The 12,549-nt window shown below is 72.1% G+C and carries 13 protein-coding genes; 6 read left to right on the top strand and 7 right to left on the bottom strand.

Annotated elements, in window-relative coordinates; translation table 11 throughout:
- Positions 1–28: 28 nt before the first annotated feature.
- Together ACIRJT_RS10640 and ACIRJT_RS10635 are read right to left on the bottom strand one after the other, a co-directional pair.
- Positions 29–466, bottom strand: a complete 438-nt coding sequence (locus ACIRJT_RS10640) for an SPW repeat protein (protein ID WP_403907158.1) — start codon at positions 464–466, stop codon at positions 29–31.
- Positions 467–685: 219 nt separating this feature from the next.
- Positions 686–1,333, bottom strand: a complete 648-nt coding sequence (locus tag ACIRJT_RS10635; protein WP_371622560.1) for a fasciclin domain-containing protein — start codon at positions 1,331–1,333, stop codon at positions 686–688.
- Positions 1,334–1,639: 306 nt separating this feature from the next.
- Between ACIRJT_RS10635 and ACIRJT_RS10630 the strand changes: the two genes are divergently transcribed.
- Genes ACIRJT_RS10630 through ACIRJT_RS10610 form a run of 5 tightly spaced genes read left to right on the top strand, consistent with a single transcriptional unit; the run spans position 1,640 to position 7,044 of the window.
- On the top strand, positions 1,640–2,914 hold the full coding sequence (locus ACIRJT_RS10630; RefSeq protein ID WP_403907155.1) for an NAD(P)/FAD-dependent oxidoreductase: 1,275 nt from the start codon (positions 1,640–1,642) through the stop codon (positions 2,912–2,914).
- A complete protein-coding gene (locus tag ACIRJT_RS10625) occupies positions 2,908–3,633 on the top strand; it encodes a DUF1365 domain-containing protein (RefSeq protein ID WP_403907152.1) in 726 nt (241 codons plus the stop codon). The genes ACIRJT_RS10630 and ACIRJT_RS10625 overlap by 7 nt, the downstream gene beginning before the upstream one ends.
- On the top strand, positions 3,630–4,895 hold the full coding sequence (locus tag ACIRJT_RS10620; protein ID WP_403907149.1) for a class I SAM-dependent methyltransferase: 1,266 nt from the start codon (positions 3,630–3,632) through the stop codon (positions 4,893–4,895). Before ACIRJT_RS10625 ends, ACIRJT_RS10620 begins: the two co-directional genes overlap by 4 nt.
- Positions 4,892–6,244, top strand: coding sequence for a class I SAM-dependent methyltransferase (locus ACIRJT_RS10615; RefSeq protein WP_403907146.1), 1,353 nt, complete (start codon positions 4,892–4,894; stop codon positions 6,242–6,244). Before ACIRJT_RS10620 ends, ACIRJT_RS10615 begins: the two co-directional genes overlap by 4 nt.
- Positions 6,241–7,044 (top strand): DUF1295 domain-containing protein, encoded by an 804-nt coding sequence (locus ACIRJT_RS10610; RefSeq protein WP_403907143.1) that lies wholly within the window; start codon positions 6,241–6,243, stop codon positions 7,042–7,044. Before ACIRJT_RS10615 ends, ACIRJT_RS10610 begins: the two co-directional genes overlap by 4 nt.
- 69 nt (positions 7,045–7,113) lie before the next feature.
- Here the strand turns inward: ACIRJT_RS10610 and ACIRJT_RS10605 are convergent, their stop codons facing one another.
- The 5 genes from ACIRJT_RS10605 to ACIRJT_RS10585 form a co-directional block, all read right to left on the bottom strand.
- Positions 7,114–8,481 carry a cryptochrome/photolyase family protein gene (locus ACIRJT_RS10605; protein ID WP_403907141.1) on the bottom strand — a complete coding sequence of 456 codons (1,368 nt, stop codon included), beginning with the start codon at positions 8,479–8,481 and terminating at the stop codon, positions 7,114–7,116.
- A 38-nt stretch (positions 8,482–8,519) separates the two neighbouring features.
- Positions 8,520–9,272 carry an anti-sigma factor domain-containing protein gene (locus ACIRJT_RS10600; protein WP_403907138.1) on the bottom strand — a complete coding sequence of 251 codons (753 nt, stop codon included), beginning with the start codon at positions 9,270–9,272 and terminating at the stop codon, positions 8,520–8,522.
- A complete protein-coding gene (locus tag ACIRJT_RS10595; RefSeq protein WP_403907135.1) occupies positions 9,269–9,853 on the bottom strand; it encodes a sigma-70 family RNA polymerase sigma factor in 585 nt (194 codons plus the stop codon). The genes ACIRJT_RS10600 and ACIRJT_RS10595 overlap by 4 nt, the downstream gene beginning before the upstream one ends.
- A gap of 113 nt (positions 9,854–9,966) precedes the next feature.
- Positions 9,967–10,404 carry an ABA4-like family protein gene (locus tag ACIRJT_RS10590; protein ID WP_403907132.1) on the bottom strand — a complete coding sequence of 146 codons (438 nt, stop codon included), beginning with the start codon at positions 10,402–10,404 and terminating at the stop codon, positions 9,967–9,969.
- Positions 10,401–11,315, bottom strand: a complete 915-nt coding sequence (locus ACIRJT_RS10585) for a hypothetical protein (protein ID WP_403907129.1) — start codon at positions 11,313–11,315, stop codon at positions 10,401–10,403. The genes ACIRJT_RS10590 and ACIRJT_RS10585 overlap by 4 nt, the downstream gene beginning before the upstream one ends.
- 283 nt (positions 11,316–11,598) lie before the next feature.
- Here ACIRJT_RS10585 and ACIRJT_RS10580 point away from each other — a divergent pair, with 283 nt between their 5' ends.
- Positions 11,599–12,312 (top strand): MerR family transcriptional regulator, encoded by a 714-nt coding sequence (locus ACIRJT_RS10580; RefSeq protein WP_403907127.1) that lies wholly within the window; start codon positions 11,599–11,601, stop codon positions 12,310–12,312.
- The last annotated feature ends 237 nt before the right edge of the window (positions 12,313–12,549 follow it).

Genomic DNA, 12,549 nt, shown 5'->3' with positions numbered 1-12,549 from the left:
GGGCGAGGCTGTCGGGGGTCGGTCGGGGTCAGGTGCTGCGGGTTCTTGCCGCTGCTCCCGCGCAGACCATGCCCAGCAGTACGGTCAAGCCGCCGACGATGATGTTGTTGATCACGATCCCGGGGTCCGGGCTGCTGCCCACCACCCAGCTCGACACGATGATCCACGCACCCATCGCGCAGATCGCCCAGCTCAGGCCGTACATGCGCTCCGGCATCGCGGTGAAGCCGAGAGCCAGTACCGCGATGGCGATGCCCATCACCAGGTTGTGCGTGACGAGGGCCGGCTGGCTGACCGTGAAATGGAGCACCCACGGGGAAACGGCGCAGTAGAGGCCGAGGAGGAACACCGGCGCGTCCACCAGCGCCACATCACGACCGCCCATCACCCTGTCGTACCGCGCACGCATTTCGGAGGCATCGGGGTGGCCCGATATGTCACTCCTCGCGTGTGAGACGTTGCTCATGAGATCTCGTCTCCTTCGTCATGCGGGCCCCGCCGGCGTGCGGACGGATGCGGCAGGCACCCTTATCCCCATCATGCTCTTATCTGGCGCTTATGTGTACTTTTCGGGCGATGTTGTTGGCGGGGATCATCAGACGGGTAGCGCCCACGCACGACGAGGGGCGGGGAGCCGCGGCGTACCGCTGCTCCCCGCCCCTCGTCCGTGGGGGTCGGTGGGGGGTTACTTCGGGGGCATCAGGACCGAGTCGACGATGTAGACCGTCGCGTTGGCGGTCGGGACGTTGCCGCAGACGACCTTCGAGGAGTCGTTCACGGTGTACTCGACACCCGAGCCGGCCGTCGTCAGCTTGCTCTTCTCCAGCGTGTCGAAGGAGCCCTTCTCCAGCTGCTGCGGCGTCAGCTTCTCGCCCACCACGTGGTAGGTGAGGACCTTGGTGAGCTCGGCCTTGTTCGCCAGCAGTGCGTCCAGGTCGGCCTTCGGGATCTTGGCGAAGGCGTCGTTGGTCGGGGCGAACACCGTGATGTTCTCGGCGTTGTTGAGCGTGTCGACCAGGCCTGCCTGCTTCACGGCGGCCACCAGCGTCGACAGCTCCTCGTTGTTCGAGGCGGCCGTGGCGACCGGGTCCTTAGCCATGCCGTCGAACGAGCCCGCGCCTTCCTTCGGCACCGACGAACAGGCCGGACCGAACGGCTCGTCCATGGTCGCCGAGTCATCGGCCGAGGGGCTCGCCGGCGCGGACGAGCTGGGGGTCGAACCTGCCGCCGAGTCCTTGGAGGAGTCGTCCGACGAGCAGGCGGTGAGGGCGAGCGGCAGCACGGCCGCTGCGGACACGGCGACGGCTGCACGGCGGAAGAGGAGCGTGTTCATGGCGTTTCTCCTGGATCGTGGGTCGTTTGCGAAGAGAGGAAGGGAAGAGAAAGAAGAGGGGAGCGAGGCATGCGGCGGGCGGGACCGTCGGGGCGGAAGTGCCCCGTCCATCCACGCGTTGTTCCGGCCTGCTCTCACACAAGGGGTTCGACGCCGGTCGGTCGGCGGATTGGTCCCAGGCCCTCATTCACTCGTTTGGAGTAGATGCGCTGATCGACCAATCCATCCGGCCACCTGCAACGAATGCAGGGTGAGGAGCACTCCAGCAGCGCTCCGACTCGCGCGGAAGGACCGGAGGGAGCCGGAATGGCAGGGGAACGACGGCGGACGGCCGTGGTCGGATCCGGAGTGGCGGGCCTGACCGCCGCCCACGTTCTCCGGGACGCCCACGAGGTGACGCTGTACGAGGCGGAGGACCGCGTCGGAGGCCACGCCCACACGCACGACCTGGGCGCGTCCGACGGCCGGGTGCACCGCGTCGACTCCGGGTTCATCGTGCACAACGAGCGGACCTACCCCCACCTGCTGCGGCTCTTCGACGAACTGGGCGTCGCCACCCAGGAGTCCGAGATGTCGATGTCCGTGCGGTGCGAGGGGTGTGGCCTCGAATACGCCGGGGCGCGCGGCCCGGCCGGGCTCTTCGCGCAGCCGCGCTCCGCCGTGCGCGGCCCCTACCTGCGGATGCTCGCCGAGGTGCCGCGCTTTCACCGCGCGGCGCGGGCCCTCCTGGAACTGCCGGAGAGCGGGACGAGCGGGATGACGCTGGGGGAGTTCGCCCGGCGCGGGCGCTTCTCGCCCTACTTCCACGCGCACTTTCTCACGCCCATGGTCTCCGCCGTCTGGTCCTGCGACCCGGTCACCGCCCTGCGCTACCCGGCCCGCTATCTCTTCCGCTTCCTCGCCCACCACGGCATGCTCACCATCGGTGACTCCCCGGTCTGGCGCACCGTCACCGGCGGGTCGCGCGCTTACGTCGACCTCCTCGTCAAGCAGCTCACCGTCGTGCGCACCGCGACCCCGGTGCGCGCGATCACCCGGCACGCGGACGGCGTCGAGGTCACCACCGAGGACGGCACGACGACCCCGTACGACTCCGTCGTCATCGCCACCCATCCCGACCAGGCGCTGCGGCTGCTCGCCGACCCGACCGACGCCGAGCGCGACACGCTCGGCGCGTTCCGCTACTCCCGCAACCCGACCCTGCTGCACACGGACACCGCTCTGCTGCCGCGCGCCCGGGGTGCCAGGGCCTCCTGGAACTACCTGATGCCCTCGTGTGCCGCCGACGCCGACCGCGTCACCGTCAGCTACGACATGAACCGGCTCCAGCGGCTCGACGCGCCGGAGACCTTCGTGGTCACGCTGAACGGCTCCGACCGCGTCGACCCCGCCTCCGTACGCGCCCGCATGGTCTACGAGCATCCCGTCTACACCCCGGAATCCGTCGCCGCCCAGGACCGCCTGCCCGACCTGTCCGGTCCCGTCACCGCCTACGCGGGGGCGTACCACGGCTGGGGGTTCCACGAGGACGGCTGCCGTTCGGGGGTCGGGGCCGCGGCGGCCCTGGGGGTGAGGTGGTGAGCGCCCTCTATCCGTGCACGATCACGCACGTGCGGAACCGGCCGACGAGGTACGCGTTCCGGCACCGTACGTATCTGTGGCTCATCGACCCCGACCGGCCGCCCCGGCTGCCACGCCTGCTGCGACCGCTGGCCCGGTTCGACCCCCGCGACCACTTCGGCGGCACCGCCCCCACCATCCGGGCAGCCCTGGAGCGCTTCCTGCGGGCGCGGGACGTGGAGCTCGGCGAGGGCACCGTCACCATGCTCACCCAGGCCCGGGTGTTCGGACACGTCTTCAACCCGATCACCGTCTACTGGTGCCACCGCGCCGACGGGAGCCTTCTCTGCGTCGTCGCCGAGGTGCACAACACGTACGGCGGACGGCACGGCTACCTTCTGCGCCCCGACGGGAATGACCGGTCCTCGGCCGACAAGGAGTTCTACGTCTCGCCGTTCTTCCCCGTGGACGGCGGCTACCGGATGCGGCTGCCCGAGCCCGGGTCCCGGCTCGACCTGAGCATCCATCTGGAGCGCGACGGGGCCCGTCCGTTCACGGCGACCGTTCGGGGCGACCGCCGGCCCGCCGGACCTCGGGAGCTGGTGCGGCTCGCTCTGCGCCACCCCCTCTCCACCGTCCTCGTCTCCGCCGCGATCCGCCTGCACGGCATCCGGCTCTACCTGCGCGGGCTCCCCGTGCAACCCCGTCCCCCGCACCGCCCACAGGAAGGCATGCAGTGACCGCGCCCACCTCCGCGCTGCCGGCAGAACACACCCCCGGGACCGACCCGGAACGCTGGCCCGACATCATCGCGCCGCCCCGGGCCTCCCGCGCCCGGGGCGCCGTCGCCGAGCGCGTCGTCCGCCACGCGCTCGCCCGCCTCCCCCTGCGCGCCCGGCTCACGGGCAGGGACGACATAGGCCTCGGCGGGCCCCTCATGGACATCCGCGACCCCGACGCCTTCTTCCGCCGGATCGGCGCGAGCGGACTCATCGGCTTCGGCGAGTCCTACATGGCGGGGGAGTGGGACGCGCCCGACCTGGTCGGCGTGCTGACCGTGCTGGCCGACAACGCCGCCGACCTCGTCCCCCGGCCGCTGCAACGCCTGCGCGGCATCTGGGCGCCGCGCAGGCCCGCCGCGCAGCTGAACACCCCCGAAGGCTCCCGGGACAACATCAGCCACCACTACGACCTGTCCAACGAGCTGTTCGCCCTCTTCCTCGACGAGACGCTCTCCTACTCCTCCGCCGTCTTCCGCGGCTTCCCGGCCGAGCACGCCCTGCTGCCCGCCGCCCAGCACCGCAAGATCGACCGGCTGCTGGACGCCGCCGGGGTCACCGAGGGCACGCGCCTCCTGGAGATCGGCACCGGCTGGGGCGAGCTGGCCATCCGCGCGGCCGCCCGCGGCGCCCGGGTCGTCACCGTCACCCTCTCCGCCGAACAGCGCGAACTGGCCCGCGCCCGGATCCGCGAGGCCGGGTACGCGGACCAGGTCGAGGTGCGGCTGAGCGACTACCGCCAGGTCACCGGCGACTACGACGCCATCGTCAGCGTCGAGATGGTCGAGGCGGTCGGCGAGGAGTTCTGGCCGGTCTACTTCGAGACCCTGGACCGGCTGCTCGCCCCCGGCGGCCGGATCGCCCTCCAGGCCATCACCATGCCCGACGACCGGCTGCGCGCCAGCCGCTCCACGTACACCTGGATCCAGAAGTACATCTTCCCCGGCGGACTCCTGCCCTCCACCGAAGCCGTGGAGCGGATCACCACCGGCCACACCCGCCTGCGCACCACGCGGCGCATCCGCTTCGGCACGCACTACGCCGAGACGCTCCGGCTCTGGCGGGAGAGGTTCACCGAGCGCGCGGCCGAGGTCGACGCCCTCGGCTTCGACGCGGTCTTCCGCCGGATGTGGACCTTCTACCTCGCCTACTCCGAAGCGGGCTTCCGCTCCGGCTATCTCGATGTGCAGCAACTGCTTCTGACCCGCGAGGAGACCGCGTGACCACGACCGCACCCAAGCCCCCCGCCCGGCGCACCCCGACCGGGGCCGCTCAGCGCGTCGAACCGCTGATCGAACGGTTCCTCGGCGGCCCGCCGCCGGTCCGGGTGCGGATGTGGGACGGCAGCGAGACCGGGCCCAGGGACGCCCCCACCGTCCATGTGCGGACCCGCAGAGCGCTGCGCCGGCTGCTGTGGGAGCCGGGCGAACTCGGGCTCGCCGAGGCCTACATCACCGGCGACATCGACCTCGACACCGACCTGGGCGACGGGCTGCGGGCCATGCGCCGCGCCGCGCGCGACCGCGGCCTGACCGCGCCCGCTCCCGCCCTCGCCGACCGGCTCAGGGCGGCGGGCCTCGCTCTGCGCCTCGGTGCGGTCGGTCCCCGGCCGCCGGCCCCCGCCGCCCGCGCCGGACTGCGCGGGGCCCTGCACAGCAAGGCCCGCGACCGGGCGGCGATCAGCCACCACTACGACCTGTCCAACGCCTTCTACGCGCTGCTCCTCGACGAGACGATGGCGTACTCCTGTGGCTACTGGACCAGCGACGCGCCCGACTACGGCGCGGCCGACGCGCAGCGCGACAAGCTGGAGCTGATCTGCCGCAAGCTCGGACTGCGCCCCGGCGCACGGCTGCTGGACATCGGCTGTGGCTGGGGCTCGCTGACCCTGTACGCGGCCGAGCGCCACGGAGTCCACGTCACGGCCGTCACCCTCGCCGCCGAACAGGCCGCGTACGTACGGGAGCAGGTCACCGCGCGCGGCCTCGACGATCGTGTCGAGGTGCTGAACATCGACTACCGGGACATCGCGGGGCGGCCGGAGACCCGGGGCGCGTACGACGCCGTGTCCACCATCGAGATGGGCGAGCACGTCGGGGACGCCGAGTACCCGGCGTTCACCGCGATCCTGCACGACGCGCTGCGGCCGAAGGGCAGGGCCCTGGTCCAGCAGATGTCCCGGGGGACGACCGCCCCGGGCGGCGGCGCGTTCATCGAGTCGTACATCGCCCCCGACATGCACATGCGGCCGCTCGGCGAGACCGTCGCCCTGCTGGAGGGCGCCGGGTTGGAGGTGCGTGACGTCGAATCGTTGCGCGAGCACTACGTGTGGACGGTGGAGGCCTGGCGGCGCACCCTCGAGGAGCGCTGGGCGGAGTTCGTCGCGCTGGTGGGGGAGGAGACCGCGCGGGTGTGGCGGCTCTACCTCGTCGGCGGCGCGCTCGCGTTCGAGGAGCGACGGATGGGTGTCGACCAGATCCTCTCCGTACGGCCCGATCCGGTCGGCTCCGCGGCCATGCCCGCCACCCGGCGTGAGTGGTACGGACCGGGGAACCCGGGAGCGGACCGGTGAGCGGCTTCGTCTGGCCCGCGTTCGCGAGCGGGCTCGCGGGCGCGGCCGTAGCCGCGCTCGGCGTCATGCTCGTCACGTTCGCCGTCGCCCTGAGCAAGGGTGTGCACCGGATCGTCGACATCGCCTGGGGTGTCGGGTTCGCCGCCGTCGCCCTGGTCTCCTTCGGCTTGTCGGCGGGCGTCGGCGACGACGCCCGCCGCCTCCTGGTGACCACGCTGACCGTGATCTGGGGGCTGCGCCTGGCGATCCACATCGGGCGGCGCGGCCGGGGCCACGGGGAAGACCCGCGCTACGCGAAGATGCTGGCCAAGGCCCCCGGCAACCCGAATCTCTACGCCCTGCGCAAGGTGTATCTGCTCCAGGGGGCGCTGGTCTGGCTGGTCTCGCTCCCGGTGCAGGCCGCGCAGTACCTCACCGCTCCGCTCGCCTGGTGGGCCTGGGCGGGGGCACTCCTGTGGGCGGTCGGTCTCGCCTTCGAGGCGATCGGCGACGCGCAGCTCGCCCGGTTCAAGGCCGACCCCGCCAACAAGGGGAAGATCATGGACCGGGGGCTGTGGTCCTGGACCCGCCATCCGAACTATTTCGGCGACTTCTGCGTCTGGTGGGGCCTCTTCCTCTTCGTCTGCCAGGCCCCGGCCGCCGCTGCCGCCACCGTCGTCGCCCCGCTGGTGATGACCTTCCTGCTGACCAAGGGCAGCGGCGCGGCCCTGCTGGAGCGTCATATGGCCGACCGGCCCGGGTACGACGCGTACGTGGCGCGGACGAGCGGCTTCTTCCCCCGGCCGCCGCGCCGGACCTGAGCACACGAGGAGGGCCCCGTACCGCTGCCGCGGTACGGGGCCCTCCTCGATGGCGTGTCGTCGTACGGGTCAGTCCAGGCCTCGGGCGCGCTCGAAGCGGGACCGGGCCTCGGCCAGGTCCACCACCGGGTCCGGGTAGTCCAGAGCCGCCCGGTCCAGGCCCTGAAGCTTCCACGGCTCGTGGATCGCGGCCTTCTCCAGCTCCGCCAGCTCCGGCACCCAGCGCCGTACGTAGTCACCGCGCGGGTCGAAGCGCTTGCCCTGGATCACCGGGTTGAGCACCCGGTTGGGCCGGGTGTCCGTGCCGGTGCCCGCCACCCACTGCCAGTTGAGCTGGTTGTTCGCCACGTCGCCGTCGACCAGCAGGTCCAGGAAGTGCCGGGCGCCCACCCGCCAGTCCACGTAGAGCGTCTTGGTGAGGAAGCTCGCGGCCAGCATCCGGCCCCGGTTGTGCATCCAGCCCTCGTGCGCGAGCTGCCGCATCGCCGCGTCCACCAGCGGATAGCCCGTCCGTCCGGCCTTCCAGGCGGCGATCTCGTCCTCGTCGGAGCGCCAGCGGTCGTGGCGCGGCCGGTAGTCGGACCAGGAGGCGTCCGGTCGGTCCGCGAGGACCTGGTGGTGGAAGTCGCGCCAGGCCAGTTGCCGCACGAACGCCTCGCCGCCGGCCCCGCCCTTCTCCCGGGCGCGGTGCACCAGCTCGGCGGCGGACACCGTACCGAAGTGCAGATGGGGGGAGAGCCGGGACGTCGCGTCGCCGGCCAGGTCGTCGTGGCCGTCCTCGTAGTCGGCCATCGGTCCGTTCAGCCAGGACGTGACCAGTTTCCGGCCCGCCTCCTCGCCGCCCCGGGCGAGGCCGGGGGAGAGGTTCTTCACGGTGTCCCGGTCCGGGAGCGGATCGCCGGCCACGCCGTCCGGCATCCGCACCGTGCGGGGAGCGGTCAGTGTGCCCCGTACCCCCTCCGCCTCCCAACGGCGGAAGTACGGGGTGAACACCGCGAAGTGGTCCTTGCCTCCGGTCGGGACCACCCGGCCCGGAGCGAGCGCGGTGACCACCGCGTCATGGATGCGCAGCTCGCACCCGGCGCCCGCGAGGGCCTCCCGGATCCGTTCCTCGCGCCGCGCCGCGTACGCGCTGACTCCGGCGGCGATGTGCACGGAGGCGGCCCCGGTCCGCTCGACGACCCGTTTCACCTCGGCGGCGATCTCGCCCTGCCGGACGATCAGCCTGCCGCCCCGGTGGCGGAGTCCGGCGTCCAGGTCCGCCAGGCAGTCCGCGAGGAACGCCAGCCGGTTGGGCGCGGCGAACCCGGCGCGGTGGACGGCGTCGTCCCGGACGAACAACGGGACGACCTCGTCCGCGTCCCGCAGGGCGGCACGCAGCACCGGGTTGTCGTGCAGCCGCAGGTCGGAGGTGAACAGCACCACCGCGACACTCATGGAACAGGCGCTCCTTCGCATGGTTCGTGGGTGAAGGGTCAGGCGGTCGGGAAGTCCATCAGCGCCACCGGGGACGAGGTCGGCTCGTCCGAGCCTCCGGCGGGTTCGACCGTGATGCCTATTCCGGACGCCCGGTCCACCGGCCCGTCCAGCAGGACCGCGTCGTCGCTCGCCTTCGGGTCCATCAGTCCGGCCGAGCGCATCGTGCCCTCGTCGTTGAACCAGAGCTGGTAGACCTTGCCGCTCGGCGGCCGTTCCATCCCCGAGGCCAGGAACACCGCGCGGTTCTGGCTCTGCGAGACGACGACGGTGCCGTGCGCGCCGCCGGTCAGTTCGCCCGAGGAGGTCTTGGCGTCCGGGGCGGAGATGACCTGGGCCAGCTGCTCGTTCTGCTGCTGAGCCCGGTCCGCCTCCTGCCGTGCGTCCTGCGCCACCTGGTTCTGCCAGACCGCGACCCCGCCGAACGAGGCGGCCGCGGCGACACAGGCGGCGAGCGCGTAGGCGTACCACCGACCGGTGCGTCCGCCTCCGCCGGTCCGCGCCCTTCCGCCGTGCGCCGGAGCCTCCTGGCGTACGGTCGTGATCTCCCGCAGCACCCTCTCGCGCAGCTCGCGCGGCGGGGTCTCGGCGACGGCGAGGCCGAGCCGGGCGGCGGTGGCCGACAGCTCCCGCACCTCCTGGGCGCAGGCATCGCAGTCCTCCAGATGCCGCTCGAACGCCTGCCGTTCGGGCTCCGGCAGCGCATGCAGGGCATAGGCCCCGGTCAGCGTGTGCAGTTCGGCCGTGTTCATGCACTCACCCCCAGGCAGTCGCGGAGGCGGATGAGGCCGTCGCGGAGTCGTGTCTTGATGGTGCCCAGCGGCACGGCGAGCAGCTCGGAGACCTCACGGTAGGTCAGGCCCCGGTAGTAGGCCAGGGTCACCGACTCCCGTTGCAGCTCGGACAGGGTGCGCATACAGCGCCGTACCTGTTCTCTCTCCAGCCGGGTCTCGACCTGCTCGGACACCTCGTCGAAGGCGGGTGTCCGGTCCAGCAGCGCCGCCTTGTGCTCCCGGGCGGCAGCGGACTCGGCCGAGCGGACCCGGTCGACGGCCCGGTGGTGGGCCACGGTCAGCACCCAGTTCATCGCGCTCCCCCGGGAGGCCCGGAAGCGCGGCGCGGTGCGCCATACCTCCACCAGCACCTCCTGTGCCACCTCCTCCGACTGGGCCGGGTCGCGGAGCACGCTGCGCACCAGGCCGAGCACGGGCCCGCTCACCGCGTCGTACACCGCGGCGAACGCGTCCTGGTCGCCCCGCGCGACCCGCACCAGGAGCTCCTGGAGATCGGGACCGGGCGAGGGCGCCCCACTGATGTGTACGGCTTCCTTCACGCGGGTTTCCTCCCGGGACGATCGTCGCTTCCGGCAGTGATTCGAAGCCGAGGGCCATGCGGATTGGTCGGATGCCCGCGATCTTTCCAGACGGGGCCCCGCGAGGGCGCGACTCAGCCGGCGAGCGTCGCGCGCCGTCGCAGCCGGACGGCGCGGACGGCGAGGAAGATCAGCAGCCCGAACGGCGACAGCAGGATCGTCAGGACCAGCAGCGGGCCCATCAGCAGCGGCGAAAGCCCCAGCTTCCGGCCCTGGAGGTACATCCACTGCCCGAGCAGCAGGTCCCAGGCGATCACCTGCGCCCAGATGGCCCCCGCTCCGCCGGCCAGCGCCGTGAGATCACGGAAGGCGTCGATGTCCGGACTGCTCACCGCCGCCCAGAGCTCCGGGAACACCGGGACGGCCATGACGGCGTAGACGACGAGCACGGGCAGCACGGTCAGTGGCGAGGCGACGGCGCGGGCGGTGCCGGACCAGGTGGGAGCGAAGATCATCAGAAGCCAGAACGGGGCGGCCAGATAGAACGTGATCTCGAACAGTGCGCCGGTCATGCGACGGTCTCCTTGTCGTCGGTGGTGCGGGACGGGCGGGTGGGGGCGGCGGGGCGCAGCGCGCTCCATGTTCCGCACGCCACCGCCGCGAGGAGGGCCCCGGCGGCGGCCAGCGTGGCCCCGTCCGGGTGGATCAGCGGCTGGCCCCGGAGCGCCTGCCAGGTGATGAGCGCGACGAGCGCCGCGTAGCCGGCCACGGCGACCCGTACGAGGCGCAGCCGCACCCCGGCGTCGCGCAGCGTCGCGAAGCGGGGCGCGAGGAGCACCAGGGCGATCAGGAGGAGCGGCAGCAGTTGGAGGGCGTGCATGCCCACGAAGTGCGGGGCCCGCAGATCGCCGCCGGTCGTCGACCAGCCGGTCAGCGGCATGGCGGGGCCGCCGTCCGGCACGCCCACGGAGTGCGCGCCGACGATGTCGGCGGTGTCGAGGTTCCCCGACGCCCGCTGGCTCTCGCTCGGCTGTCCCATCAGGAAGCCGAGGGCCGCGCCGGCCAGAGCGATCAGCAGCCCGCCCCGGACCGCCAGGGCCGTCGCCCGGTCGGCGATGCGGGTGCGCAGCAGCAGGACGGCGATCACCAGGCTGGCCCCCCACAGGACGACTACGGTCTGCCCCATCGCGTCCCACAGAGCCGCGTCGAGCGGGGTCGCGGAGTTGAAGTGGCTGCGTCGGCCCCGGACGACCTGGACCGTGATCAGTACCATCTCGCCCAGGCTCGTCAGCACGACGGCGTTCCCCGCCCACCGGCCGACGCGCCGCCCGCGTGTGGACAGGGTCAGCATCCAGGCCAGGGTCAGGCAGTACGCGGCGAAGGACACGGCGAACTTGAACGGCTTCGCCCAGATCGGTGCGCCGACCAGTGCCCGGTCGTCGACCACGAGGCCGACGGCGGAAACGAGCGCCAGAATGACCATCGCGGCGGAGCAGACGACTAAGGGGCGATGCCAGGAACGCCATGACGACGACATGAGAGACCTCCTGTGACGATGGGTGCGGTGACGGTGCGCCCAGTGACGGTTACTTCACTGAGGGTGCGTTCGATGACGGTGATATGAGTGATGATGTGATCAGTATGGATAGTCGCGCTGTCTGCTATCCGATAGGAGGACTATCTATGATGAGTGCGGTTTCTGGCAAGGGTGAAAGGGCGAACACGCGGTGCGCATCGGCGAATTGAGTCGCAGGTCCGGGGTCCCGGTGCCGACGATCAAGTACTACCTACGGGAAGGGCTGCTGCCGGCAGGGGAGTTGACCAGCCCGAATCAGGCGCACTACGGCCCCGGACACGAGCGCCGACTCCGCCTGATCCGGGCGCTGCTGGACGTGGGCGGTCTCTCGCTCGCCGACATCGGCGAGGTTCTGGAGGCCATGGACGACCCCGAACAGCCGGTGCACAAGGTGCTCGGCATCGCGGCGGACGGCGTCACACCGGCCGGTGAGGACGAGGAGGAGGCGGGGGCCGACCTGGAGGAGGCACGGGAGGAGGTGGCCGGGCTGCTGCTGCGGAGGGGCTGGCACGCCGACGAGCGGGGTCCCGCCGCCGAATCACTCGCGAGGGTCCTGGCCGCGCTGCGCCGGGCCGGGCACGGCGGGTACATCGACCTGCTGGACGTCTACGCGGCTGCCGCCGAGCCGGTCGCCCGCGCCGACCTCGACTACGTACAGCGGCGGGTAGCCCGCGAGGACCTGGTCGAGAGCGTGGTCGTGGGGACCGTCCTCGGCGAGGCGATGTTCGGCGCGCTGCGGAGACTGGCGCACATCGATGTGTCCTTCCGGCGCTTCGAGTCCCCGGGGTACCTCTCGGGGCCGGTCGAGCGGGAGGGCTTCCGCACCGCGGAGGAGGGCGGAGGCGGGGTGCGTGGCGGCGGGGCTGGTGTGCGCCGTGCGGAGGCCGGCCCTACGGACGCCTGAAGCCGAGGGGCGAGGGCCGAGGGTCGAGGGCCGAGAGGCGGCGGGGCGGCACCCGTCGGCCAGGTTGGCCCGAGTGCGGCCCCGGCGGCGCGGGCCGGCGTCGCGTATCCGGTCGTGCACGGGCGCGCTTGCCGTGACGCCGGGCTCGTCCGTCGCGGCCCTCGCGTACCTGGTGCGCCGGCCCCGGCGCGGTGGTCCCGGGTGCGGTTGCCGTGGGGCCGGGGCTCCTGCTTCGTA

This window comes from Streptomyces sp. NPDC102283, from assembly GCF_044766265.1.
Taxonomy (GTDB): Bacteria; Actinomycetota; Actinomycetes; order Streptomycetales; family Streptomycetaceae; genus Streptomyces.
This window is presented reverse-complemented; position numbering and strand designations above follow the sequence as displayed.